The organism is Streptomyces sp. A 4/2 (genome assembly GCF_940670765.1).
GTDB lineage: Bacteria > Actinomycetota > Actinomycetes > Streptomycetales > Streptomycetaceae > Streptomyces.
On the sequence record NZ_CALNVW010000063.1, the window covers coordinates 13,393 to 39,376 of the forward strand.

The 25,984-nt window shown below is 67.8% G+C and carries 18 protein-coding genes and 1 pseudogene; 7 read left to right on the forward strand and 12 right to left on the reverse strand.

Annotation, left to right across the window (positions count from 1 at the left end):
* Positions 1 to 23 precede the first annotated feature (23 nt).
* The 5 genes from NBY69_RS36400 to NBY69_RS36420 all read right to left on the reverse strand — a co-directional run bounded on the left by NBY69_RS36400 (position 24) and on the right by NBY69_RS36420 (position 9,412).
* On the reverse strand, positions 24 to 3,749 hold the full coding sequence (locus tag NBY69_RS36400; protein WP_250306572.1) for a glycoside hydrolase family 2 TIM barrel-domain containing protein: 3,726 nt from the start codon (positions 3,747 to 3,749) through the stop codon (positions 24 to 26).
* A gap of 98 nt (positions 3,750 to 3,847) precedes the next feature.
* Complete coding sequence (locus NBY69_RS36405; RefSeq protein WP_250306573.1) at positions 3,848 to 4,879, reverse strand: ABC transporter permease; 1,032 nt, start codon at positions 4,877 to 4,879, stop codon at positions 3,848 to 3,850.
* A complete protein-coding gene (locus NBY69_RS36410; RefSeq protein ID WP_250306574.1) occupies positions 4,876 to 6,471 on the reverse strand; it encodes a sugar ABC transporter ATP-binding protein in 1,596 nt (531 codons plus the stop codon). Before NBY69_RS36410 ends, NBY69_RS36405 begins: the two co-directional genes overlap by 4 nt.
* A 114-nt stretch (positions 6,472 to 6,585) precedes the next feature.
* Positions 6,586 to 7,626, reverse strand: a complete 1,041-nt coding sequence (locus NBY69_RS36415; RefSeq protein WP_250306575.1) for a substrate-binding domain-containing protein — start codon at positions 7,624 to 7,626, stop codon at positions 6,586 to 6,588.
* 415 nt (positions 7,627 to 8,041) lie between these two features.
* A complete protein-coding gene (locus NBY69_RS36420; protein WP_250306576.1) occupies positions 8,042 to 9,412 on the reverse strand; it encodes a DEAD/DEAH box helicase in 1,371 nt (456 codons plus the stop codon).
* Positions 9,413 to 9,668: 256 nt separating this feature from the next.
* Here NBY69_RS36420 and NBY69_RS36425 point away from each other — a divergent pair, with 256 nt between their 5' ends.
* Positions 9,669 to 12,029, forward strand: coding sequence for a GH92 family glycosyl hydrolase (locus tag NBY69_RS36425; protein WP_250306577.1), 2,361 nt, complete (start codon positions 9,669 to 9,671; stop codon positions 12,027 to 12,029).
* A gap of 132 nt (positions 12,030 to 12,161) precedes the next feature.
* Here NBY69_RS36425 and NBY69_RS36430 read toward each other — a convergent pair whose 3' ends face one another.
* Together NBY69_RS36430 and NBY69_RS36435 are read right to left on the reverse strand one after the other, a co-directional pair.
* Positions 12,162 to 12,644: a Dabb family protein gene (locus NBY69_RS36430; RefSeq protein WP_250306578.1), complete on the reverse strand. Its 483-nt coding sequence runs from the start codon at positions 12,642 to 12,644 to the stop codon at positions 12,162 to 12,164.
* Positions 12,641 to 13,273 carry a TetR/AcrR family transcriptional regulator gene (locus NBY69_RS36435; RefSeq protein WP_250306579.1) on the reverse strand — a complete coding sequence of 211 codons (633 nt, stop codon included), beginning with the start codon at positions 13,271 to 13,273 and terminating at the stop codon, positions 12,641 to 12,643. The genes NBY69_RS36430 and NBY69_RS36435 overlap by 4 nt, the downstream gene beginning before the upstream one ends.
* Before the next feature lie 194 nt (positions 13,274 to 13,467).
* Between NBY69_RS36435 and NBY69_RS36440 the strand changes: the two genes are divergently transcribed.
* Genes NBY69_RS36440 through NBY69_RS36450 form a run of 3 tightly spaced genes read left to right on the forward strand, consistent with a single transcriptional unit; the run spans position 13,468 to position 14,773 of the window.
* On the forward strand, positions 13,468 to 13,914 hold the full coding sequence (locus tag NBY69_RS36440; protein WP_250306580.1) for an SRPBCC domain-containing protein: 447 nt from the start codon (positions 13,468 to 13,470) through the stop codon (positions 13,912 to 13,914).
* Positions 13,911 to 14,279, forward strand: a complete 369-nt coding sequence (locus tag NBY69_RS36445; protein ID WP_250306581.1) for a helix-turn-helix transcriptional regulator — start codon at positions 13,911 to 13,913, stop codon at positions 14,277 to 14,279. Before NBY69_RS36440 ends, NBY69_RS36445 begins: the two co-directional genes overlap by 4 nt.
* Positions 14,280 to 14,290: 11 nt before the next feature.
* Entirely contained in the window at positions 14,291 to 14,773 is a 483-nt protein-coding gene (locus tag NBY69_RS36450) for a hypothetical protein (RefSeq protein WP_250306582.1), read from the forward strand.
* A 409-nt stretch (positions 14,774 to 15,182) separates the two neighbouring features.
* Here the strand turns inward: NBY69_RS36450 and NBY69_RS36455 are convergent, their stop codons facing one another.
* The 3 genes and pseudogenes from NBY69_RS36455 to NBY69_RS36465 form a co-directional block, all read right to left on the reverse strand.
* A complete protein-coding gene (locus NBY69_RS36455) occupies positions 15,183 to 17,408 on the reverse strand; it encodes an NEW3 domain-containing protein (protein ID WP_250306583.1) in 2,226 nt (741 codons plus the stop codon).
* A gap of 25 nt (positions 17,409 to 17,433) precedes the next feature.
* Positions 17,434 to 18,606: pseudogene (locus NBY69_RS36460) on the reverse strand (aromatic ring-hydroxylating dioxygenase subunit alpha).
* A gap of 117 nt (positions 18,607 to 18,723) precedes the next feature.
* Entirely contained in the window at positions 18,724 to 19,308 is a 585-nt protein-coding gene (locus tag NBY69_RS36465) for a TetR/AcrR family transcriptional regulator (protein WP_250306584.1), read from the reverse strand.
* Positions 19,309 to 19,414: 106 nt separating this feature from the next.
* Here NBY69_RS36465 and NBY69_RS36470 point away from each other — a divergent pair, with 106 nt between their 5' ends.
* Positions 19,415 to 20,791 (forward strand): alpha/beta hydrolase, encoded by a 1,377-nt coding sequence (locus NBY69_RS36470; RefSeq protein WP_250306585.1) that lies wholly within the window; start codon positions 19,415 to 19,417, stop codon positions 20,789 to 20,791.
* On the opposite strand, the gene NBY69_RS36475 is transcribed toward NBY69_RS36470, so the two are convergent.
* A complete protein-coding gene (locus tag NBY69_RS36475; protein WP_250306586.1) occupies positions 20,761 to 21,741 on the reverse strand; it encodes an aldo/keto reductase in 981 nt (326 codons plus the stop codon). The two genes, NBY69_RS36470 and NBY69_RS36475, sit on opposite strands and share 31 nt — an antisense overlap.
* Positions 21,742 to 21,914: 173 nt before the next feature.
* On the opposite strand from NBY69_RS36475, the gene NBY69_RS36480 reads away from it, so the two are divergent.
* Positions 21,915 to 22,781 carry a helix-turn-helix transcriptional regulator gene (locus tag NBY69_RS36480; protein WP_250306587.1) on the forward strand — a complete coding sequence of 289 codons (867 nt, stop codon included), beginning with the start codon at positions 21,915 to 21,917 and terminating at the stop codon, positions 22,779 to 22,781.
* A gap of 342 nt (positions 22,782 to 23,123) precedes the next feature.
* On the opposite strand, the gene NBY69_RS36485 is transcribed toward NBY69_RS36480, so the two are convergent.
* Positions 23,124 to 24,005 (reverse strand): hypothetical protein, encoded by an 882-nt coding sequence (locus NBY69_RS36485; protein ID WP_250306588.1) that lies wholly within the window; start codon positions 24,003 to 24,005, stop codon positions 23,124 to 23,126.
* Between the two features lie 843 nt (positions 24,006 to 24,848).
* On the opposite strand from NBY69_RS36485, the gene NBY69_RS36490 reads away from it, so the two are divergent.
* Positions 24,849 to 25,982: an alpha/beta hydrolase gene (locus tag NBY69_RS36490; RefSeq protein ID WP_250306589.1), complete on the forward strand. Its 1,134-nt coding sequence runs from the start codon at positions 24,849 to 24,851 to the stop codon at positions 25,980 to 25,982.
* Positions 25,983 to 25,984: the final 2 nt, after the last annotated feature.

Consider the following 25,984-nt stretch of genomic DNA (forward strand, 5'->3'; position numbering starts at 1 on the left):
CCGTGATGCGGCCGGGACGGCTGTCAGGGCAGCAGCCGCAGCCGTGCCGTGCCGCTCCAGCCGGCCGGCAGCGTGATCGCCGGATCGGTGTAGTTCCCCCAGGAGAGGTCCGGGTAGTTGATGCGGGCACTGATGATCAGGCCGACACCGGGGGCCTGTTGGGGGAACTCGTCCGCCGTGAGTGCCTCGAACGCGTCGAGTGCCACCTGGGCGCCGGTGGCCGCGCTGTTCTTACGGCCGGTCACGCGCACGGTCACGGTGTGCTCCCCGTCGGCCAGTCCGGTGCGTTCGAACACCCGCTGCTGGGACTGCTCGTCGGTGGCGTAGAGGTCCACCCGGGTGGCCGCCCCGCCGTCGACCGAGACCTCCGCGATGCCCTGGCCGGGTCCCTTGGAGCAGATGACACGGACGCCCGTACCCCAGAACGTCGCGGTCGCCGTGTCACCCGTGCCTCTGCTGGAGGACCCGGTGTGACCGGGGCCGCCGCTCGCCGGTGCCGCGGACGGGTCCGCATGCGTCCACGCCCCCTTGTGGACGACCTGACCGGAGGCGGTGCCGATGACCGGGTTCACCACCTGGAAGGCGTCGATGAGCGCGAAGGTGCCCTTCGAAGCAGCGTTCTTGGTGCCGGTGCACTCCACCGTGACGGTGTGCCGGCCGTAGGCCAACTGCGCGCTCCGGAAGACGAGTTGAGCAGGGGTCTTCCCTGATCCGTAGAGGTCGACCGTCTTTGCGGGCCCGCCGTCCACGGAGATCTTCACGATGCCGAGGTTGTCCGCCGTGGCGGAATGGAGTCCTACGGCGGTGCCCGTGAACGTCAGCTCCGCAGTCGCCCCCACCGCGTCGGTGAAGGACTCCGTACCGAACAGGTCGCCGGCGGTGTAGTCCGCGCTCGCGTCCGCGTGGGTCCAGGCGCCGGTGTAGACGATCTCCGAGGACGCGTCGTCGATCAGAGCCGGTTCCACGGGCGCCAGCCGGACCGAGTCGGTGCCGTCGGACTCGACCTGCACACCCGGTCCTGCCTTGCCGGTGGTGACCTTGGCAGTCCTGACCTGCGCCTTGGTGCTGCGGAAGTCGTTGGTCCAGTGTGCGGCGCCGTCCTTGCCGAACAGCCAGTAGCTGTGGGTGTCCTGCGCCCACGGCCAGTCCGGCCGCGTACGGTACCCGTCGGTGCCGGAGGCCCGGACCTTGGCCGCGGTGCCGGTGGGCCGCCCGATGTGGTCGTCGGGGTACGCCGTCCACTGGGCGTCCCGCTGCCAGCTCAGAGTGTCCGTCCGGTCCGCGAGGACGTACCGGATACCGACGTCGCTGACCTGGCCGGAGGGCGGATCGGCGATCGTGTAGGCCGTCGTCAGCAGGCCGCGGGCGCTCACCGTCACCTCGATCGCTGTGTCGATGGTGCCGAAACGCCCCTTGAGGGTGACGGTCACCTGGCCGCCGGTCGTGGCCACCGTCGCCGACGTGCCCGCCCACTGACCGGGCACTGTACGGGAGATCACCAGGTCCGGGCCGCCGGTGAGGACCTTGGTGCCGTCGGCCGATGCCTCGGTGAGCCGGGCGGTGTGCTTGTCGAACACGACGACGAACGGTGCGTCGACTCCGGTGACCGTGATGGTGTCCGCGGTCTCACGGACCGTCGGCGTAGTGCCGCGGTCCGACGGGAAGGACGGCGTCGCACGGGTGTTGAGCCAGAGGCGGTAGTCGTCCACGAGTGCCCCACCGCGCCGGAAGGTGAGCCGGAGCGTGTCGCCCGGCGACCAGTGGCCGGCCGGCACGGTCAGCGTGCCGCTCTGCCTGGGAGAGATGTCGACACCTCTGAGCGTGCCGGACCTGCTGCCGATCTGCCAGCGGATGTCCAGCTCACCGAGGTTGCTGTGATCGTGCCAGTTCTTGACCGGCACCGGTATCGACCTTCCCGCCGTCAGACCGGTGAGTACCCCGTCGGTGATCTGCACCGGGGAGAAGGCCTTCTGCGTCAGCCAGAACTCGGGCTTGCGCCTCCGCCACAGGTCGATGATGCCCCATTCGCCGTAGCCGACCGGTCCGTTGGGCAGATGGAACACCTCGTCGATGGCCGCCCAGATGGCGCCTCCGACGACTCCGTCCGTGCTGCGGAACTTGGCCGCGAGTTTGGCGATGCTGTGGCCCCAGTAGTCGCGCACCCCGGGGTCGGTCTTCAGCGTCGCCACGTTGTAGCACGGCACATGGGCGAACTCGTCGTACTGGATGGGCTGGTCGGCGTTGCCGTTGGCGTTCTGGAGGTTCGGGTAGTGGCCGCTGTAGATGTCGGTCTGGTTGCCGCCGTTCTGCTGCTGCATGTCCTCGAAGAGCGTCGGGCGGGACGGGTCGGTGTCATGGGCATAGGTGTTCTCCGAGGCGAAGTTGCGCCCCATGCCGCTCTCGTTGCCGACGGACCACTCGACCACACAGGCGTGGCTGCGGTCGCGCTCGATCATCTCGGCGAACTGCGTCATGTACTGGTCGGTGTAGGCGGGATCGTCGACGGTGGCCTGCTGGAAGCAGACCGGCGCCTCGACCTCGACGTAGAGCCCGAGGCGGTCGGCGCAGTCGAGCAGCGCGGGAGTCGGCGGGTAGTGCGAGGTACGGATGAAGTTGCAGTTCGCCTCCTTGTACAGGCGGGCGGCCTGCTCCTCCATGGCGGGGTTCGTCGAACGGCCCTGCTTCTCGGTGATGCTGTGATGACAGACGCCCAGCAGATGCACCGGCTTGCCGTTGACCACCAGTTGGTTGCCGTCGACCTCGACCTCGCGGAACCCGACGGTCCGGGTCACCGTTTGCGTCGCGCCGCCGGCGGTGAAGGTGGCCGTCAGGGTGTAGAGGTGGGGGTGTTCCGCGTCCCACTTGAGCGGAGCCTTGACCGGTATCACGGCCTGCTGCTGTGCGTCCGCGCCGGTCAGGGTGATCCTCGACGGCCTGATCGCGACGGGCCGGCCCGCAGGGTCGGTGAGGGCGAGTTCCACTGTTCCGCTCTGGCCTGTCCGGAACGCGGCGGCAGCGGTCACGGTGAGCGTGGCGTCCTTGTAGGCGGAGTCGAATGTCGTGTCCGTGTGCAGCCTCGTGAGGTACGAGGGGGGCAGGGCCACGAGCGTCACATCGCGCAGGATGCCGCCGATGATGTGGTGAGCGTAGTCGGACTGCCCCGCGATACTGGTCGGCCGGTCGGTGACGCCGAGCGTGACGACGGCCTTGCGGCCCGGCGTGACCAGGGACGTGATGTCGGCGTACCAGGTGGTGAAGCCGCCGTCGTGGGTACGCACGGCGGTTCCGTTGACCCACAGGCGGGCGTAGCTGTAGACGCCGTCGAAGCGCAGCATGACGCGCTTGCCCGCGAAGTCCGCCGGGACAGTTGTCGTCATCGTGTACGCGCACTCGGTGTCCGAGGGCACGGTCTCGTGCTGAAGTGCCGGTTCACCCGGCACGTCGATCGGGTGCCACGACGAGGTGTCGGTGCCGGAAGCCCAGAACGACGCCGGGGGGCTGGACGTCCAGCGCCATCCCGATGTGAGGGGGACGAGCGGAGTACGTACCCCGGAAACGGTCTTGGGCAGGGGCGGAATCACGGGCGGCGCCGTAGCCGCACCGGCAGGCGCTGCGAGGAAGACATCGCCGGCGACAGCGAGGATTCCGGCCGCTGCCAAGCCCTTCAGGGCGCTGCGACGGGTGAACGCACTGGACGCTGTGGCGGTGTCCGGGGGGACTTCGTGCGTGCGGCGGTGAGAGGACGTCACGTCAAGCCTTTCTTGGCGACCTGGCTGCTGAGTGGGTTACGGGTGGCGGTACGGATGGCCGTGCCGGGGATCTCCGTGTTGCGGCTCGGCGGGCGGCGTCAGCCGGGAAGGCCCACCGCGCGCTCGCCGCTGCGGCGCTGCTGTATGACGACGGCGACGACGAGGAGGGCGCCCTGGGCGACGTTCTGCCAGAAGGAGTTGATGCCCTGGACCGTGAGGCCGTTCTCGAGGGCTCCGAGAAGTGCCACGGCGAGGAGGGTGCCTCCGATTCCGCCCTTGCCGCCCTTGAGCGCCGCGCCGCCGAGGGCCGCCGCGGTGATGGCCTTGAGTTCGAGGCCCTCGCTGCCGGAGGTGGGCTGGCCGGAGCCGGTGCGTGCGGTGAGGAGGATGCCGGCGACGGCGGCGACGGTGCCGATGAGCGCGTAGACGCAGATGAGGTACTTGTTGATGTTGATACCGGCGAGGCGGGCCGCGGTGTCGTTGCCGCCGATGGCGTAGATGTTGCGGCCGATGTCGGTGTACTTGAGGAGGAGATGGACCAGCAGGGCGACGACGATGAGGATCCAGACCATGACGGGGAGTCCGGCGATCTTGCCGCGGCCGAGGAAGATGAAGACGTCGTTGTTGAGGACGTAGCCCTGTGCGCGGCCGTCGGAGAGCAGTTGGGCGAGGCCCTTGTAGGCAGCGAGACCGGCGAGGGTGGCAATGGTGGGGTTGACGCGGCCGTAGACGATGATCAGGCCGTTGAGGACACCGATGAGGAGTCCGACACCGATGGCGGCTGCCATGCCGAGGAGGGCGTTGGTACCGGTGGTGGTGAAGACCATGGCGCTCACCACGGAGGCCACACCGGCTTGCGAGCCGACGGAGATGTCGAGTCCGCCGCAGATGATCACGACGGTCTGCACGATGGCGAGCAGACCGGTGATGGTGGCTGCTTCGGCGATGACCTGCATGTTGGACAGGCTGAGGTAGTTGTCGTTGAGGACCCCGAACAGTACGAGTACGAGGACGAGCGCGCCGACGAGGCTGATGTTCTGCCCACTGATACCGGCGAGCAGTCCGGGCCGGGAGGAGGCCGGGCTGCCAGGAGTCCCCTTGACTGCGGGGGAGGAGGCGCTGGTGGTCATGAAGAGGCTCCGGGGGTGCTGGCGTTGGCGATGTCGTCGGCCATGGCGAGGGCGAGGATGGATTCTTCAGTGGCTTCGTCGTGGGGGAGTTCGCCGGTGATGCGGCCTCCCTGCATGACCACCACCCGGTCCGCGAGGCCGAGGAGTTCGGTGAGTTCGGAGGAGATGACCAGCACGGCGACGCCTTCCTTGGCCAGGTCGGCGATGATCTGGTAGATCTCGGCCTTGGCGCCGACGTCGATGCCGCGGGTCGGCTCGTCGAGGACCAGTACCTTCGGCCTGCGCGCCAGCCACCGGGCGAGAACGACCTTCTGCTGGTTGCCGCCGGAGAGTTTGCGCACTTCGTGGTTGATCGACGGCGTGCGCACCCGGAGCCGGTCGGCGTACTCCTGGGCCAGCGCACGCTCGGCGGCCCGCCGCACGAAACGGAAACGCCGCAGCCGGTCCAGGACGACCAGGGAGGTGTTCTCCCGGATGGTCTGCTGCAGGAAGAGGGCCTGGGCCTTCCGTTCCTCCGGGGCGAGTCCGAGGCCGGCCCGGATCACCGCTCCGGGATTGCCGGAGGGCAGGGTGACGCCGTCCAGCGTCACGGTGCCGCTGTGGAAGGGCAGATCGCCGGCGAGGGCCAGCGCCAGTTCGGAGCGGCCGGCTCCGATCAGCCCGGCCAGGCCGACGACTTCGCCGGCGTGGACCTGGAGCGTGATGTCGCGTACGTCGTCGGTGGTGAGGTTCTTGACGTCGAGCACGAGCCGGTCGGTGGCGACCCGTTGCCGGACGAACATGGTCGAGAGATCGCGCCCGACCATCAGGCGTACCAGTTCGCCCTCGTTCGTGGCGCTTGCCTGCTGTACGCCGATCAGGTTGCCGTCGCGCAGTACGGCGATACGGTCGGCGAGCTTGAAGATCTCCTGCATGCGGTGCGAGACGTAGACGATCGCGATGCCCTGGTCCCGGAGCCGGCGGATCAGGGCGAACAGCGCGTCCACCTCGTGCTCGGCCAAGGAGGAGGTGGGTTCGTCGAACGCGATCAGTGTCGCGGTGGTGCTGCCGGTCAGGGCGCGCATGATCTCGACCAGCTGGCGTTGGGCAGGGGTGAGTTGTGATCCGAGCAGGTCGGGGTCGAGGACCTCGGTGAAGCCCAGCCGCGCCAGGTCGGCCTGGATCCGGCGGCGCAGTTCGGCTCTGTCGAAACGCCTGCCGGCCTTGCGGGGCAGGGCGCCGGCGTAGACGTTCTCGGCGACGGTGATGTGCGGGATGATCTCCGGCTCCTGCGGGATGATCCGGATTCCGGCGGCGCGCGCGTCGGCGGGGGAGGCGAGGGTGACCTGTTCGCCGCCGATCAGGACATGTCCCTCGGTCGGCTGGTGGTCGCCGGTAAGGATCTTGAGCAGGGTCGACTTGCCGGCACCGTTCTCGCCCATCAGCGCGGTCACCTGACCGCGCGGAAAGTCGAGCGTGATTCCGCCGAGCGCCTGCACGGCACCGAACCGTTTGGTGAGGTCCGAGACGCCGACGGAGTGGGACGGCGGTGCTGTTCCGGGCCGTACCCCGGAAGGGTCCGGTCCGGCGGTCGAAGGGGACGCGCTGGTCATGTGTCAGTTCACCTCGAAGGCGTGGCGCACGTGTGGTCGGGAGATCCGCAGTGGGAGCGGGGCGGTGCCGCCGGTCCGGCGGTGTCGCGGGGGCAGCCGCAGGCCCCGGGCGGGTCAGCTGCAGGTGAGGCCGGAACTCTTCCAAGTGGCCTGGTCGACCATCGTGGTGGGGGCGAAGGCTTCCTGCGGGAATGCCTTGCCGTTCTTGAGCTTGTCGTACATGGTCTGGACGGCCAGGGCGCCTACGTCCTTGCCGTTGATGAAGAGAGCAGCCTTCATGCCGGAGGGCTTGTCGGACTGCCATTCCTTGCAGGCCAGGTAGGCGCCCAGGCCGACGCCGATGACATGGCCGGGGCTGATGCCTGCGTTCTGCAGCGCGGTGACCCCGCCCATGGTGTTCTCGTCGTTGCAGCCCCAGACGACCCAGTTCTTGACACCGGAGTTGGCGGTGATCGTGGCGGCGATCTTGTCCTGGGCTCCGGTGGGGGTGTTGTCGGTTGGCACGTCGATGGTCTTCACGCCCGGAACTGCGGCGTCGAAGGCCTTCTTGGCCGCGTCGACCCGGTCACCGCACACGGTGACGTCCTGCTTCGACGCCGAGACGACACGCGTGTCGGCGGCCTTCCAGCCTGCCTTCTTGTACTCCGTGGCGGCGCGCTTTCCGACCTCCGTGCCCATCTGGGCGCCGCTGAAGCCGATTCGGGGCACCAGGTCGTCCTTGCCGCAGGCTGCGGGATCGGGGCCGGTGGTGCAGATCTGGTCGTCGGACGTCAGCAGCGCGACCTTGCCGTCCCTGGCGGTCTGGACGACCTGGGGGCCCACGGCAGGGTCCGGGACGACGATGATGAGGCCACTGGTCTTCTGGGCGACGGCGGACTGGACTTCGCTGACTGTCTTGTTGGCGTCGTTGCCCAGGTTGACGACCTTCAGGCTGACGCCGAGCTCCTTGGCCTTCGCCTTGGCACCGGCCGCCTCGCCGACGAAGTACTCCTGGTCGCCCTGTTTCTGCAGGTAGGTGAGGGAGATCTTGCCGTCGACCTTGGCGACCGATTCGTCGTGGGCGGCCTCCTTGCCCGAGGAGCACGCCGTGCTCAGACCGAGGGTGAGCAGCAGGCCGGTGGCAACGGCCACGGGCCGGCGGGATGAACGGAACATCTGACGCTCCTTCGAGCGGACATCGGCCACCGGCGCGTCGCGCTACGGGGCCGTGCGGTGAGGTTCGGTGTGGCGGTCACAGGTCGTTCCGACGGGATCCGTCGACTTCACGGCGCCCTGAAATCAACCAAAATCAAGCGGAGTTGAGCAGCCTGTCCTTCCGGTTCCGGCTGGGCTCCGGGCGGTCTGTCGTAGCCCCTCGCACTATTGTCATTTGATAGCATCATTGAACTCAATGGCAAGGCAAGACCCCGTACGGTCACAGCTCGATCTCAAGCAGCCCGCGCTTCTGCTGCGGAACAGGCGGAACAGGCGGAGCAAGCGGACGGCGGTGCGCTGCGTTCAGCGAGGGTGTCTTCTGCGGACCGGGAGGACGCTCAGGGCCATGCCGGTGCTTACGGTAAGTCCGTCCGGGTCAGCGGCCCTTGCGTACCCGGGCCGCCGCGCGCGCTTCCGCCGTCTTGCGGGCGTCGGCGGTTCTACGGGTCTCCTTGGCGCGGCCCGGACGCGTGCCCATGCCGCGGAAGGGGGCGTTGCCGCTGCCCTTCCCTTCGATCGGCGGGCGCTTCGCCCCGGTGATGGCGGTCAGCTTCTCCTCGCCGGAACGCACCTGGGTGACGGTCGGCCGGATCCGGGCGTCGGCCATGATCTGGTTCACGTCCCGCCGCTGGTTCGGGGTGACCAGCGTGACCACGTTCCCGGATTCCCCGGCGCGGGCCGTACGCCCGCCACGGTGCAGGTAGTCCTTTGCATCAGCAGGCGGGTCGACGTTGACGACGAGGTCGAGCGCCTCGATGTGAATGCCTCGCGCCGCGACATTGGTGGCCACCAGCACGGTGATCTCGCCGTCCTTGAACTGCGCGAGCGTGTGTGTGCGCTGGGGCTGCGACTTCCCGCTGTGCAGGGCGCCGGCCCGTACGCCGCTGGCCCGCAGGTGCCGGGTGAACTGGTCCACGCCGGCCTTGGTGTCCAGGAACATCAGGACCCGGCCGTCCCGCGCGGCGATCTCGGTCGCGGTCGCGTACTTGTCGGCGGGGTGGACGTTCAGCACATGGTGTTCCATCGTGGCGACCGAGCCCGCCACCCGGTCGAGCGAAGTGACTACCGGCTCGTGCAGATAGTTCTGCACCAACTGGTCGACATTGCGGTCGAGCGTGGCCGAGAACAGCAGCCGCTGTCCGTCGGGGCGGACCTGGTCCAGGATTTCCGAGACCTGCGGCAGGAACCCCAGGTCGCACATCTGGTCCGCCTCGTCCAGCACCGTGATCCGCACCTGCTGCAGGTCGCAGGAGCGGCGCGATACGAGGTCGGCGAGCCGCCCCGGCGTCGCGACGACCACTTCGGCGCCGGCCCGCAGCAGCGCAGCCTGCCGGTTGATCGCCAGCCCGCCCACCACCGTCGCCAGCCGCAGGTTCAGTGCCTGCGCGTAGGGCGCCAGTGCGTCGCTCACCTGCTGCGCGAGCTCCCGGGTCGGCACCAGGACCAGTGCGAGCGGGCGCTTCGACTCCGCTCGCATGCCTGCCGTCCGCGCCAGCGTCGCAAGCCCGAAGGCAAGCGTCTTGCCGGATCCGGTCCGGGCGCGGCCGAGGACATCACGGCCGGCCAGCGCGTTGGGCAGGGTCGCCGCCTGGATCGGGAAGGGCTCTGTCACGCCGAGGCCGGTCATCGTCGCCGTCAGCTCCGGCGGCAGCCCGAGTGCGTCGAAGGACTCGACCGGCGGCAGGCTACGGGCAGCCCCCTGCGGCGTGGTGAGTTCGCCCTTCGGGGCCGGCGGCTTCGCGTTCATGGGGGAACCTTCCTCGGTCTGGTGCCCGGAACGCGCCGGGGCCCGTACCCCACGGTACGGGCCCCAGCGGTTTCGAAGCGTGCCCCCAGTTTATCAGCGGGGCCCTGCACCTTCCGGCCCCGTCGGCGCGCCCGCCGTCGTCCACGGTCGCTTCCAGGCCGGGGCAAATCGACTCTTGCGGTCAACTGGATTGACGGGGCAGTGCCCAGGAGCAAAGATCGCGGGGAGTGACAACGTTGTCACAGGAAGGATCGCGATGAGAGCATGGACACGCGGGTTCGCCGCCTTGTTGCTCGCCATGGCCGTGGCCGCGGCATCCGCCACCCCCGGCGTCGCAGATGCCAAGGAGCGGGCACCGAAGTTCGCCGGTGACCCCACCACGTTGGTCGACACCTCGATCGGCAACAACGGCGACGGGACGACGTTCCCGGGCGCCACCGTCCCGTTCGGCATGGTGCAGCTGAGCCCGGACACGCAGCTCAACCAGTACGCCTCCTACGACTACAAGCAGGACACGATCCTCGGCTTCAGCCATACGCACCTCTCGGGCGTCGGCTGTCAGACGATGGGCAACTTCCGCTTCATGCCGACCACCGGTGCGGTCACGTCGTCCGACCCGGCGCAGTACGGTGCGAAGTTCAGCCATGACAACGAAACCCGCGCGCCGGGTTACTACGGAGTGAAGTTCGACAACGGCATCCAGGCCGAGCTCTCCGCGACGCAGCGAACCGGCCAGCACCGCTACACGTACCCCGCCGGATCAGGCCCCGAGAACGTGCTCATCGAGACCGGCGAGAGCAACGGCAGCACCTATGCCGGTGACGTCCACGTCGTCGGCAACGACACCGTCGAAGGCTGGCTCCAGGGCGGCAACTTCTGCGGTGAGACCGGGAAGGAGCGCTACCGGATCTATTTCAGTGCCAAGTTCGACCGGAAGTTCTCAAGCTTCGGCACCTGGACCGACGGCACCATCACCCCGAACCAGCGCGACGCATCGCGCGGCACCAAGCGCGCCGGCGCCTATGCGACTTTCGACCCGGCCAAGGGCAAGCAGGTCGGCACCTCGGTGGGCCTGTCCTACACGTCGATCGGCGGCGCGCGCCTCAACCGCACGGCTGAGCAGCCGAAGTCGTTCGACAAGGCCCGCACCGCCGCGCACCGCACCTGGCAGGAGGAGCTGAACCGGATGCGCGTGGCCGGTGGCAGCACCGCCGACCAGCGCACGTACTACAGCGCGCTCTACCACTCGCTGCTGCACCCGTCGATCGGGTCCGACGTGGACAACCGCTACCGCGGCTTCGACGACCAAGTGCACCGCGCAGATTCCACGTACTACCAGATGTTCTCGCTCTGGGACACCTACCGCTCGCAGAACCAGTTGGTGGACCTGCTGAACCCGGACAAGGCCACAGACATGGCCAAGTCGGTGCTGCACATCTATCAGGACGGCGGCTGGCTGCCGCGCTGGGCGCTCGGCAACAGCGAGACCAACGTGATGAGCGGCGACCCCGTCACCCCGTGGATCGTCGACATCTACAACCGCGGCCTGCTCGACAAGCGCACCGCGAGCCAGCTCTTCGACGCGCTGTGGAAGAACGTCAACGAGGTCCCCGCGGACCAGTCGATCTTCCGCGGCCGTGACGGTAACCCCACGTACGTCAAGAACGGCTGGGTCGGCTACCAGAACCTGCCCGGGTACAAGTACGGCGACAGCCGCCAGTCGGGCTCGGCCACACTGGAGTACTCGCTCGCCGACTGCGCGCTGTCCACGATGGCCGGCGGCCTCGGCTACAAGGACAAGGCTGCGACGCTCGCCTCGCGCTGCGACAACTTCACCAAGCTGTGGGACCCCACCGTCACGTCGCAGGGTTTCTCCGGGTTCCCGGTTGCCAGGAACGCGGACGGCTCCGTGGCCGGCGACCCCGATCCCGCCCAGGCCGGCGCGTTCCACGAGGGCACCGCGTGGCAGTACGAATGGCTCGCGCAGCAGGACCCGCAGACGCTCTTCGGGCTCATGGGCGGCCCCTCGCAGGCCGAGCAGCGGCTCGACAAGTTCTTCGACATGCCGACCGTGCTCACCGACCCGGCGAAGGCGGCTTCGGACTCGTGGGTGACCGGCGCGTACGACTACCACAACAACTTCGCGTTCAACCCCAACAACGAGCCCGACTTCCACGCACCGTGGATGTACACGTGGACGGGCGCACCGTGGAAGACCTCCGCCGTGCTGCGCGCGATGCGGACGCTCTTCACCGACAACGTGTACGGAATGCCCGGCAATGACGACCTCGGCGCCACCTCCTCGCTGCTCGTCTTCGCCATGGCCGGCATCTTCGAGGCCCAGCCCGGCTCCGCCACCTACGTGATCACCGCGCCCATGTTCGAGAAGGTCGAGATCCGGCCTGAACACGGACGCGCGATCAGCATCGACGCCCCGGGTGCCAACGCGTCGAAGCTCCAGTACGTGTCCTCCGTGGACACCGGCAAGGGGAAGGTGCGCCAGAGCTGGCTGTCCCACAAGGACCTGCTCCGTTCCGGCACGATCTCGATCAACCTCTCCGACAAGCCGACGAGTTGGGGAACCAACGCCGCTCCGCCGGCCATGGCCCGGCCCTGAGGCTCCGGGGTGCGGTCCCTCCCGCGAGGGGCCGCACCCCGTTCGACGCGCCGTCAACGACGGGTGGAGCGGCTCAGCGACTTCGACCCGCGACGAGGTGCCGCGGCGCGGGCGGGACTTTCAGGACACGCCCTACCGCCGTCCGCTGTGTCCGTCGGAGCCGTGGACGGTTTCGGTCTCCCCGCGGGCGTGTGCGCTGCCGGGGTTGGTGGAGGTCGGCGCGCTGCTGCCGGTGTAGGAGGGGAGGTCGGCCACCAGCTTGGTGAGGGCCGGGTCGCCCGCGTAGCGTCGCGCGTGCAGGTCGGCGATCTTCTGGGCGATGTCGGGGTCGTCGCTGTCGGTGGTGTCGTAGGAGACGAAGGACTCCAGCAGCGGCAGGCCGATCCGGTCGGTGTGGGCGTGTGAGGGCGCCATCAGGTACTCCCCGTACCCGTCGAGGTCCTCTATGAGGAAGACGGCGCCGTACTCGAACTCGCCGCCGATGTCTCTGCCGACGACGTACCGTGCGACCGCGTCGATCGACTCGCCCTGGTTGCGCAGGCTTGCGAGGGCCTCCTCGCGCTGGTGGGCGGTGGCAGTGGTCTTGAAGGTGAAGCGGTTGTGGTGATAGATCATTTCTCTCCCTCGGCGGTCTGCGGGCGGCCTTCGGGGTTCGTGGCCGAGGCTGACCAGTGGTCGAGCAGCGCCGTCACCGCTTGGCCGGCCAGGCGCAGGGCGCGGTCGAAGCCGATGTCCTCGATCGACCCGATGCTCGCGAGGCCGTGCAGCGTGCCCCACAGCAGGTCGCAGGCGTCCTCGACGCTGGGGGGCTCGGCTGCGGTCTCGGCCGCCCACGCGCCGATGAGCTGCCTGGTGAAGGTGATCACGTCGGCGGCGGCGGCGCGGCGGGTGGAGGCGTCGACGTCCGTGCCGGGTGCGCCCGAGATGAGTTGGTACAGGCTGGGTCGGGACCGGGCGAACTCCAGGTATGCGGTCGCCGCCAAGTGCGGGCCCCGTGATGCCGGTTCGCCGGCCACCGCGGCCCGCATCCGCTCCGCCAACTCGCCGTTGGCCTGCCCCAGCAGCGTGTGCAGTACGGCCTCTTTGCTCGGGAAGTGCTGGTAGATCACCGGCGTGCTGTAGCCGATCTCGGCGGCGATCCGCCGGATGGTCACCGCTCGCCAGCCCTCGGCCTCGGCCATCCGGCCCGCTGTCTCCAGGATCTCGGCGAACGTCCGCCGACGTACTGCTTCCCGCTTCCCCACCACGAACTCCTAACGGCGTCAGGATATCTAACGTCGTTAGTATTTCTGCGCGTTCCCGAACCCGTCAAGCCGGCCCGGCTCAGGTGGAACCGGTTGAAGCGACGCCAGACCGAGGCGCAACCCTTGGGTTGCACCTTGGAGGTCGATGTGCAACTCTTGGGTTGCATCCGATGGTGACGATGAAGGAGTCCCTCATGAGCGAGGACCGGATCGAACGCGAAACCCTGATTGCGGCACCCCTGGAGCTGGTTTGGTCGCTGGTGGCCCAACCCGGGTTCTGGGTGGCCGACAAAGCGAGCCTGCCCGGCACCGTGGCCAAGGAGGGCGAGTCGATGGTGGCGAGGAACGCCGAGCACGGCGACTTCCCGGTGCGTGTGGAGAAGGTCGAGCCGCCGATGTACCTGGCATACCGCTGGACCAGCGCGTTCCCCGGAGAAGAACTGCGCGAGAACAACAGCACCCTCGTGGAGTTCACACTGACCCAGGAAGGCTCCCAGACGAGGCTCCGCGTCGTCGAGAGCGGGTTCGCGGCGCTGGCCGGGTCCGAGGAGCTGCGCAGTCAGAACCTGAAGGACCACAGTGAAGGCTGGCCCCTGGAGCTCGACGCGCTCAAGACACGCGCCGAACAGCCCGCCACGTGACGGAAGAACCTCCCGGCGCCGCCGAGGTCGTCGACAGCGTCCTCGGTGCGCTGGCCGACCCGACGCGACGTCAGCTGCTTGATCTGCTGGCCGCACAGGGTGAGGCCACTGCCACGACGCTCGCCGAACGGCTTCCCGTCTCGCGCCAGGCGGTGGTCAAGCACCTCGCCGTCCTGGACGCCGCCGGGCTGGTTTCCGGCGGCCGGGTCGGACGCGAGGTGCGGTACGCGGTGCGGCCCGCGGGGCTGGACACGACGGCACGGTGGATGGCCTCGCTCGCGGCCCACTGGGACCGGCGGTTGGCGAACATCAAACGCGTCGCTGAGGCAGCGGAGCAGGATTCGAGTTCGACACGCCCCGACTGAAGGGAAGCACTATGGACACGACAGTACTTCGCAGTGCCTACGACAGGTTGCTCGATGCGGCGGCCATTCCCGACCTCGGCGACGCGGACGATGGAGGATGGAACGCCGACCAGATATTGGCTCATCTCCTCAGCGTCGACGCCTCGATCGCAGCGGTTGCTCTGGGCGTTGTCGCCGGCTCGCGGCCCACCTTCGACAACCGGATCTCCCTCGACAGCTGGAATCTTGACCGGATCATCGGCGAGCATTCAGGCCGGGCGGATCTGATTGATCATGTCCGGAGCCAGGCCACCGTCCTGTGCGACATCGCCGATCAGCTCAACGAGGAAGCCGCCTCGGTTCTGGTGCCGTCGCTCCTCCTGTCCAACGACGCACTCGTGCTGGACCAGCCGGTTCCGTTGGCAAGCCTCATCGATGGCCTCGCCGAAGACCACGTGCCTGTGCATACGCAACAGCTCCTCGATCTTCGCGTCGCCGTCCCTGGACACGCCTGAAGGCGGCGAACGACGCCGACCACGCTCGCCGCTCAAACTTCGATGAGACGAACCCACCTGTCACCAGGATTCGGTGAGAACGGCCCTTCGTCGAGACGGCACAGCCGCTCAGTATGCGACGCAGTGAGAATCCGACAGCACGAACGAGAACGAGTGAGAATCTGACAGCATCAATGCGACAGGACAACTCCCGGGACAGCACTCTCCACGAACATGACCGGCTCAAACGTCAAGGAGAAAGCTCGATCCGGGAACCGCCCCATCGGAGCGGCTGAGACCATCCACCCCAGGCGCTATCTGATCACCCGGACAGGACTGACCCCTTGGGATCAGTCATCTGGAACTCAAGCCGCCCGAGGGCCTCGTCCTGTCGCTGAGGACCTGCTCCGGTCGGAGCAGGTCCGGTCCGCTACTGTGCCGTGATCGCGAAGATGTGCAGGGCATCCTCGTCAGGGAGAGTCACCGTGCGGATCGTCTTGCCCGCATCGAGCGGTACGGAGTTCCCGAACAGCTTGTAGCCGCCGCCGAAGTTGGCGGGTCCCTGCGGTGTGTTGCGGTGATCGGTCGTGGCGACCGTCGTGGCTCCGTACTCGGTGCCCGCCGTGCAGCACCAGTTGGGCAGCCCGAGATCACCACTGCCGGTGGTGCCGTCGGTGTACGTGACAGTCACCTTGCCCTCCGCGGCACCTGCCTCGGCGCCCAGGAACCACAGCTTCGACCCGCTGCCCGCCATGGTGATCACCTGACCCGCTGCGGTCACGTTGTCCGGTGCGCCGGGTGCTGCCTTCGGGAACGTCCAGCTGACGCCGTCCTTGGTGACCGTGCCTCCCGGTGTCACACCCGCGGTGGCCAGTGCCTGGGCGGAGTAGCTGTCACCGCCGCCGTCGAAATTGCCCAGCGTGTAGTTGCCGTCCGCCGGCGGGGCGTCCTCACTGGTGACACCGACATTGTTGAAAGCGTCCGCCAGAGCGGGATAGGGCACGACCGACACGACGGAACCCTGTCCTGTCGTGCGGGACTCGCCGGCGGATCCTGCGCGGTACCGGGCAGTTGCGCTCAGCGTGACGGTCGTCGTCCCGGGCTTCATCTCCGGGCCCTTCACCGTGAAGCTCGCTCCGGCCGAGCCACCGGGAGCGATGCGGCCGAGCCGTGCCTTCGACGGGCTGACCGACCACCCCTGCGGCACGTCGACTTCGAGCGTGGCCGAGGAGAGTCCACCGGGCCCGTGGTCGGCCAGGCCGACCTGCCAGGTCGAGGACGTCCCGTCACCTCCCGTCCGCTTCCAGGTGACCGCGGTGGCCGGCGGCACCTTGTGCGCCTGCCCGGCGTGTATCCGGTACAGGACGGTGCCATGAGCGGGGACATTCGCCGCGATGGTGCCCGTGGACTGTGTTGTCCGCTTCGACCAGAGGTCCTTCAGCAGATAGGAGGAGCCCTTCGGGAGCCCGGCCTCGGCCGCCGTGGTCGTGATGGTCTGTGCCTGGTCCGAGGAGTTGAAGAGTGCCACGGCCCTGTCCCCGCCGCTGAGCTTCTTCGACAGCACGTCATAGCCGTCGCCCTGCTGGACGATGCGGCCCTGCAGACCTGTCGGATCCTGGTCGACCGCGATGACGTCACGGTTGCCGAGAACGGACAGGGCGTCAGGGGACGCCTTGGCCAGATCGGTACTGGAGATCAGCGGCGCGGCCATCACCGACCACAGTGACATCTGGCTGCGGATCTCGTCGCCGGTCAGCCGGGACTGACCGGCGAGCAGGAAGTCGGGGTCGTTCCAGCGGCCGGGGCTCTGCAGGTCGGCGAGGGGCACGTTGTAGCCGTAGTTGTACTTGATCGACGACCACTTGGAACTCGCCGAGGCCGACTCCATCGCTACGTCGGCGCCCTCCCGCCACAGATTGCCCACCTGGGCCGACCAGCCGATGACGTCGTGCCAGTCCTTCTCGCCCTCGAAGTACGCGGGGGCAGAGACGGAGAAGGTGATGGGCCTTCCGGTGCGCAGGAGAGCCTTGCTCATATCGCCGTAGAGCGAGTGGTAGACCTCGTCGAGTGTCTGGCTGTCGCTCTCGGGCACGTTGCAGCCGTCGAGCTTCAGATAGTCGACGCGCCATCGGGCGAAGAGGTCGGCGTCCTGCTGGATGTGGCCGTACGAGCCGGGATATCCACCGCAGGTCGCGGTGCCGGCGTCCTCGTAGATGCCGAACTTCAGCCCCATCGCGTGCAGTTGTTCACCGATGTAGACCATTCCGTGCGGGAAGCGGTCGGGGTCGGGGACCAGGTCGCCGTCGGTGTTTCTGCTGTGTGTCATCCAGCAGTCGTCGGTGGTGACCGTGTCGTAGCCCTTGGCGGCGAGACCGGAGGAGACCAGGGCCCGGGCGTTGGACAGGACGGTGGCCTCGTCGATGTCGCAGCCGTAGTAGGACCAGTTGTTCCAGCCCATGGGCGGGGTGGGGGCAAGATTCGGGTAGGAGCTCTCCGAAGCACCGGGGCTTCCCGCACTCTGCGCGGGAACCGAGGTGTCCACCGCCGCAGCAGCGGACGGGCCGGCGAGCCCGCCGAGGGCGAGTGCGGTGGCCGTCGCCAGGGCGTACAGGCTCCGTCGCAGGGATGCAGGGATCGGGGTCGTTCTCGCGGACAAGGCGTCTCCCGTCATCGAGCGCGCCTCAGTGACGGCGCGATGGCCAACACCGTGCCCCTGTAGGTTCATTTGTGCAAGATGCCATCGATTTTCTTGCATGAAAAGTCAACTTGGCAGTCCAGGGCCGGAGCGCGATCAGGAAGGGCGCATCGGATCCCGCGTGACCGCACAGCACTTGCTGGATCTCGGTCCAGTTCTCGCCGTCGTCGGTCTCGAACGATCCCGCCGGGCTGAACATCCGCTGGGTCATCTTCCGCATCTCGGCCTTGACCTGGTCGGGTGCGTTCTTGGGCAGGTAGCTCCAGGCCCATACCTCGATCTGGCCGGGGCCGCGCGGGTGCCACACCCGCATCGTGGAGAGGCCGACGGCGAGCCACGAGAAGTTCGGGAAGATCGTGTTGTGGTTGTCCACCTTCGCCACCCGTTCCGGCCCGAGCCGTTCCCGGTGCTCTTCCTCCTTGGACTTCAGCCACGCGTAGGTGGCGTCCGAGAGCTAGTGCGCCTTGATGACGGATTCCGGTTGGAAGAAGCCCCCGGACCCGTGTCCGTTCTCGCCGAACTGACGTCCCTGGACGCCCGGTTGGGTGTTGCTGCCGGAGACGTTGGGATCGTCGGTGAGCGCCATCATGGCGGCGGCGTGCGAGACGGGCGCGTGGTACATGTCGCTGGCGAACTGCTCGGCGGCGAACTTCCAGTTGCAGTCGATGACCCACTTGGTGGTTCCGGGCGCCAGCTCCAGGCCGCCGTCGAAGCGGTCGACGACCGCGTTGAAGGAGAAGGCCATGTCGCCGAGGTAGTCCTCGAACTCCAGGGTCTCCTGCGACCAAATGCCGAAGTGGAAGCCCCGGTAGTTCGCGATCCGCGGGACCTTCAGAGCGGCCCCCTGGCTCTTGTCGATCTCATTGCGGTGCGCCATCTCCTCCAGCGGCACGTTGATCAGGGCGCCCGCCAGGTCGTAGGCCCACCCGTGGCAGGTGCAGGTGAACGTCTTGCTGGTGTCGGCGTCCGTACAGCAGATCCTCATGCCCCGGTGCCGGCACTGGTTGAGGAATGCCTTTACCGACCCGTCCCGCTGCCGGACCGGGACCGGGTCCTCGGCCAGGTAGGTCTGGATGAAGCTGCCCGGCTTCGGCCGCTGGGACTCGTGCGCGAGGAACAGCCGGGTCCGCTCCTGGTGGAGGCGCTGCGACTCTGCCAGTCAGAGGACTGCGCCTGCGGGCCGGACAGACGAACGGTTCCGTTCGGAGGGGTGGAACAGTTCGATGCCGTGGCCGGCCGGAGTGGCGACGGATTCGTCCAACGGGGCATTCCCGAGTCAGCGGGTGAGGCCGTCCAGGAGCACGTCGACAAGCCGACCGGCGAGGTCAGCGTCCAGGGGCCGGCGAGTGAGCAGAACGCGGAAGTGCAGGGGTGCGATGAGGACTTCGAGTGCCAGCGCGGGGTCGGTGTCCTTGGGGATCTCTCCGCGGGCGACGGCCCGGTCGATCATGATCCGGGCCAGGTCGAGCCTTTCCTGCCAGAACTGTTCACGGCTTTCGGCGAGTGGCTGGTCGTCGTCGGCGGTGGCCATGGAGCGGGCGAGGGCCTTGCCGAAGGGACTGTTCAGGTAGTCGCTCAGCGAGCCTGCGAACGCGATGAGGTCCTCGCGCAGGGTCCCGGTGTCGGGGATGGCGAGCTGGAGCTGGCTATAGGTCAGTAGGGCGTCGATGACGAGGTGTTCGCGGGTGCCCCACCGCCGGTAGACGGAGGTTTCGTGGACGCCGGCCTGTCGGGCGACCGCGGGGATGCTGACCGCGTCGGTGCCGTGCTCGGCCACGGCCTGCAGGGTCGCGTCCAGGACGGCCTGGCGGACCCGTGCGGATCGGCCGCCGGTCCTGCGGCGGACTTGTTCCTCGCTCATCCCACCATCCTAACGCAGGAGTCTTGCGTTAATCCCGCTACCGGACGTACCGTGCGATTTAACGCAGTACCACTGCGTTAATGGTTCGTCGGAGGAGGAGGGCGTCATGTCGTACCAGTGGCCGCTGGAGGCGAAGGAACTGTTCGCCGAGCGGTACTCGCAGATGGCCAATACCGGCCTGCCGGTGCCGGACGTGGACGCGGTGCGCGCCGCGATCTCCGACATGTGGGCGGACGAGCGGGGCGGGTGGGTGCATGAGTGGTCGGCGCTCGCGGCGCGGTACGCCGAGGCCGGATCCCATGACCTTTCCGCGCTCGCCTACGGATGGGCGCGCTTCCCGACGCCGGCCGACGAGGCCAAGCGGACCGCTCTGGCCCGCCAGACCGAGCAGTACCTGCTCGCGGCGCCCGGGTTCGGACCGTCCTTCCGGAGGGAGGTCCTGGACCTGCCGTACGGCGGCGGCCGCACGCAGGTGCCGGTGCACGTCTTCACCCCGCACACCGCCGCCGAGACGGGGCCGGTGCTGCTGGTCAGCGGCGGTGTCGACAGCTGGAAAATGGATGTGCACGGGCTGTTGGTGACGCTCTGCTCGCACGCCGGCCTGCCCGTGGTCGCCTTCGACATCCCCGGTACCGGCGACTCGCAGGTACCGATGAGCCCGGATGGCGCGGAGATCGTCCGGGGCCTGATCGGCCACGCCCGCACCCTGGGCAACGGCATCGTCGTGCACGTGGGCATCTCGATGGGAGGCTACTACTCCGCCCGCTCCGGGCTGGCCGGCGAGGCGGACGCGGCCGTCGTGCTGGGCGGACCGGTCGAGGCTGCGTTCGCCGGCGGACGCATCGCCCGGTTCGGGATGGACGGCATCGTCGGCAACGCCCTGGGCTTCGACCGGAAGCCGAGCAGCGACGCCCTGTACGCGGCGCTGGCGGCGTTCTCCCTGCGGCCGCTCTCGACGGGGACGGCCAAGCGCCGATGCTCGTCGTCAACGGCGCCGACGACGTCCACGTCCCGCAGGACGACACCCTGGTGTTCGAAGGGCGCCGCGACACCGACATCCACCTGCTGCCGGACACCGGGCACTGCGCGGTCACAAAGCTCCCCGAAGTCCTGCAGATCATCTCCGAGTGGCTTCCTCGTACTTTGGCTGCCCTCCAGGCAACGAGGTGAGCGGCGCCGAGATCCTCGACGCCTGCATCGCCGAGTACAGCCGGTGGGGGCAGTGGGGTCCCGGCGACCGGCTGGGGGCGATGAACCTGGTGGGCTCCGAACAGGTCCGCGCTGCCGCCGCGCTGGTTCAGGACGGCACCGTCATCTCCCTGACCCTGGCCTACGACCAGGCAGGGTCCCGACCGGGAGGGATCCGTTCCAACCCGCAATTGGTGACGACCGCCACCGGCACGGACCACGTGCCCGGAGCCCAGGACCAACTCCTGGGCAGCATCGGCCCGGTCAGAAGAACGTGGGCTCCCGCGTGATGTAGGGCTCTTCGAGGCAGCCGATCTCCTCGGCGGTGAGTTCGAGGTCGAGCGCGGCGACGGCGTCGGCAAGGTGGTGCGGCTTGGTCGATCCCACGATCGGAGCGGAGACCACCGGGTTCTTCAACACCCAGGCCATGGCGACTTGTGCCATCGGCACGTCGCGGGCCAGGGCGATGCGCTGCACGGCCCCGACGATGGCACGGTCGCTGTCGAGGAAGATCGGGCGGTCCTGCTGGTCGACGGTCCGGTTGAGCTCCGCGCGCTGCGTGGAGCGTTCGCCCCACGGCCTGGTGACCAGCCCGCCGCCCAGAGGACTCCACGGGATGCTTCCCACGCCCTGGTCGGCGAGAAGACCGAACATCTCGCGTTCTTCCTCGCGGTGGATCAGGCTGTACTGGTCCTGCATGGAGACGAACCGAGTCCACCCGTTCGCCTGCGCGGCATGCTGCATCTTGGAGAACTGCCAGGCCCACATCGACGAAGCACCGATATAGCGGGCCTTGCCCGCCTTGACCACATCGTGCAGCGCCTCCATCGTCTCCTCGACCGGCGTCTGCGGGTCAAAGCGGTGGATCTGGTACAGGTCGACGAAGTCGGTGTCCAGACGCCGCAGCGAGGCGTCGATCTGCTCCATGACGGCTTTCCGCGACAGCCCCGACCCGCCTGGGTCCTCATGCATCGGCGCCCACAACTTGGTGGCCAGCACGACGTCCTCGCGCTGGGTGTACTTCCGCACCGCCCGCCCGACGATCTCCTCAGAGGTACCCAGGCTGTAGATGTTCGCGGTGTCCCAGAACGTGATGCCCAGCTCGACCGCCTGGCGAAAAACCGGCTCGGCCGCACTCTCGTCGAGCGCCCACGACGTCCTCTTGTCGGGATCGCCGAAGCTCATGCAACCCAGCGCGATCCGACTGATCTTGAGCCCCGACGTTCCCAGTTGTGTGTACTCCATGACGTGCTCCTCCGCGGTGGCGTGGTCATTTCTCTGCGCTCCCGAGGGCGGCCGCCTTCACCTCCCACCGTGGCACGAACCGCCGCCTATGGCCTCCCGCCAGGGGGTTCCCGCTGTTACAGGTACTCCCAGACCTCCTCAGCTCACCTGGAAACGGTCATATCGTGGGAGCCATGGACGCCCGCACCGAGTTCCGCGACTTCCTCACCTCCCGCCGCGCCAGAATCACCCCCGAACAAGCCGGCCTGCCCGCCAACGGCGGAAACCGTCGGGTGACCGGTCTGCGCCGCGAGGAGGTCGCGCTACTGGCAGGCGTCAGCGCCGACTACTACATCAAGCTCGAACGCGGCAACGCGCGCGGCGTCTCCGACAGCGTCCTGGAAGCCCTCTCCCGCGCCCTGCACCTGGACGAGGCCGAACGCGCCCACCTGTTCGACCTGGCCGCCGCCGCCAACTCCGGCACGCAGACACCCACGCGTACCTCCAAGCTCCACGTACGCCCCCGCATCCAGCGCATCCTGGACGCCATGTCCACCACCCCGGCCTACGTGCGCAACCGCCGCCTGGACATCCTGGCCACCAACCAGCTAGGCAGAGCCCTCCTCACCCCGATCCTTGCGACTCCGCACCGGCCGTCCAATGTGGCCCGCTTCATGTTCCTGGACCCCAAAGCCGCCGACTACTACCTCGACTGGGAACGCATGGCCGCCGGCACTGTGGCGATCCTGCGCGCCGAAGCCGGACGCGACCCCCACGACAAGGCACTGATCGACCTTGTCGGAGAACTCGCCACCCGAAGCGACCTGTTCCGCACCCGCTGGGCCGCCCACAACGTCCTCCGGCACCACGGCGGCGTCAAACAGATCAGCCACCCCGTCGTCGGCGAACTCACCCTCGGCTACGAGGCCCTGGACGTCGCCGCCGACAGCGGACTGACCATCATGGCCTACAGCGCCGAACCCGACACCCCCACGTCGGACGCCCTGAACTTGCTGGCCAGTTGGGCCGTGACCAGCGACCAGAGTGGACTCTCCATCTAGGGCCTTTCGTTTGGATCAGGCCGGATCAGGGAGCGGGGCCTGGTGCGTGGTTCGTTGTTCCATGACAGAGCCCGTGCTTGCCGCCCGCGCGTTCCCCGACACGGCGCTGGGATTCCGCGATCTGCTGAAGTAAGCCGGCCAGGACCCCGCTCATAGGGGCTGTCGTGACAGATGAGAGGGTCGGGCGAGTGAGCGAGACACCGAAGAACCTCGGCGCGTCGACCGTGTTGGTGAGATGCGTGTGAGAGGTGGCGCACCCTCGCGTGAGACGTGACGAACCCCCGCCGGCCTCTGCTGGCGGGGGTTCTCAGTGTGATTGGCCCCGGGTTCGGCCGCGGGGGATCAGTGTTCGGGCACCGGCAGGAGACTCGCAGGCAGGCGTTGGTAGAGGCTTCGCCGGGCCGCGCAGTCGTTGCGGTCTGCCGTGTAGTGCGCCAGTCGCCTGCCCAGGCGTCGAGGGAAGCGAACCAGATTTCTCCAGGGCTGCCGGTCGGGCTGCATGCGTAGAGCCTGCATGCGTCCGCCAGCGTCGGCAGGTTGGTGACAGGTGCAGTCGAAATCTGTTACGACTAGGGGAATTCCGCACTCCGGATCTGTCAGTAGGTTTTGAAATCCCCCGTGGTGCATCGGGGCCTCGGCGATTGGCTCATGGATATATTCGATGATCCATTCCCGGCCGCCGTCTCTGGATGGGTTCGTCCAGGCCGTCGTGCTGAGTGGAACACCAATCGTCCTTAGCAAGGGTGCGCGGCGAAGAATCCCGCTAGCCAGCCATGACGAAGCGATAATTCTGCGATGGTGCTGGGTGTACATGTCTTGTGCGGCAGGGTTGCGGGTAGAGCTCTCGCTGCTATGCCATCGGTCGGGCGTCTGCTGGTGACAGAGGAAGGTGTCAGTGGATTCAGTATCCCGGGTCACGGCATCAATGACCGTCAACCATTGATTGGTGTCGACACCGGCCAGAGTTACGGAGCCCGCAAGGCCAATCTGGTATAGGCGGATCGATTTGTCCTGCACGGTGTAGCGAAGTCCGGGGATGCCGCGCAGTTCTCCTTCTTCGGAGAGCCGCGGTAGGCAGGCGCGGACCAGTTCGCTCGCCATGGACTCGCCGGGAACTTCCCGGTTGACGTCTTCGTCCTCGACGGTGAGGAGCAGACCGTCCCGGCACGAATCGGCAGAGCGGATTCCCCACGGGTTGCGCGTGTCGATCCCTGGCCAAGCCATGCGGTAGAGGAAGTAGCACTCCAGCTCGGCCTGATCCTCATCGGCAGGGGGAACGAGTGGGTCTGCTGCTGCGAGCCTCTTGACCCTGCTGAGAGATGTGCTCCAGGGCGTGAGCAACAGGCGCTGAGGGAACGCGACGGCCGGCGGGTGGATAGACCTGTAACGATCTGTAGCTTCTGGGCGCGGCGTTCGATACGAGTGCTCTTCACAGGGGGGCTTTCCGCCGCAGTTTCCTGTCCCGCCCCAGGGCACACGGCGTTTCTCCGCTGCGCACACGATGTATATGAAGCTGCGATGCCAGCCGAGTTGGCTTGTCAGGCAACGTCCGTCGGGGGAACGCCGCGCAATTGGGGCCCCGCTGTGCCCCTACGGTGGCACCTTAGCCGAAGGGCATCCTGTAGGCCCGCATTTGCGCGCCGGTTGGGTGGGTGCACGCCAACCCGATTCCGCGTGTCGGCAGGATTTACCGACGCGAGAGTGCACCTCGATAGGTCACTCAACGCCCCGATCCACGGTTACATCGCGCCGCGCGTGGTGGTACTGGGGAATTAAGCCTGGGGCGCTGCCAAGCTAAGAACTCGTAACACGATCTTGCTGCAGTGTGCGGGTGGGGCGTCGCCGGTGAGACGATTTGGCCGTTCTGAGGGTGTGGGTACTCGACCCTGGACGATGAGCTCTGGGTGCTGATCGAACCGTTGCCCCCACCGTTGCGCCTCGCCTGCGGCTTGGACGGGCAGTTACCTCAAGTGCACCTTCGCAGCGAGCACTTCACCCTCCCGCATCCTCCCAACCGTGATACCACAGCAGGGGATTGTCAGGTCGACTGTCGAACGGGGTGATGTGGTGGCTGTGGGCTATCTGGTGAGCGTGGTGTTGGCCGTACTCATCGTGGTGTTCTGTCTGGCTCGCATACGCGGGCCGAAACCGCTCTTCTACTTCAGCTACCGGCTCGGACTGGTCTTCAATGAGATCCCGCACGTCGCTCTCTACGCACTGGTGGCCTCGACGGCACTGGCCTTCTCCGAGGGCGACATCACCACGACCTCCGACCGGGTGAACGTCGGGGTGGCAGGGGCCGCGGCTGCCGGGCTCGTGGTGGTCACCCTGCGCGGAATGCGGGCGGCGTCCGTGGTACGTGTCGCCTTGGACGACGCGCTCGGTTCCCGTACGGGGACGCACCGTCGGCCGCCGCTGGCACGCATCCTGCTCAGGCCGGTCTTTCGCCGCCGCCGTGACGTCAAACGGGTGGGCAACCTCAGCTACGGGGACGGAGGCCGCCGCAACCTCCTCGACGTCTACCACCACCGCTCGCGCCCCGAGGGCGGCTCCGTGATGATCCACTTCCATGGTGGCCACTACGACCAGGGCCGGAAGAACACTCAGTCGCTGCCCCTGCTCTACCGGCTCGCCAGTCAGGGCTGGGTCTGCATCAGCGCCAATTACCGGCTGCGGCCCGACTTCCAGCATCCCGCCCATCTGATCGACGCGAAGAAGGTCATCGTCTGGGCTCGCGAACACGCAGTAGAGTACGGCGCGGCTTCCGCGGCGGCCGTGTTCGTGACGGGGAGCTCCGCGGGTGGGCACATGGCAGCGCAGGCCGCACTCACCCCCAATGAACCGGCCTACCAGCCCGGGTTCGAGGAGGCGGACACCTCTGTGACCGCCGCCGTCGCACTCAACGGCTTTCTTGCGGAGTATTTCGACGGAGACCCGGCGACCTCGCCGGTGAACCTCGTCCGGGCGGATGCGCCACCGTTCCTCATCGCGCACGGAGACTTGGACGAGATGGTGGACACCGAGAATCCCACGGCCCTTGTCACCGCTCTGCGCTCCGTTTCCACATCGCCAGTCGTGTACGTCGAACTGCCCGGCGCGCACCATGCGTTCGACCTCTTCCACTCTTTCCGGTTCGAGGCGCTCATCGACGGGATCGAGGACTTCGCTGCGTGGGTGACGGCCCGGAAAAACAGCGCCTAGCA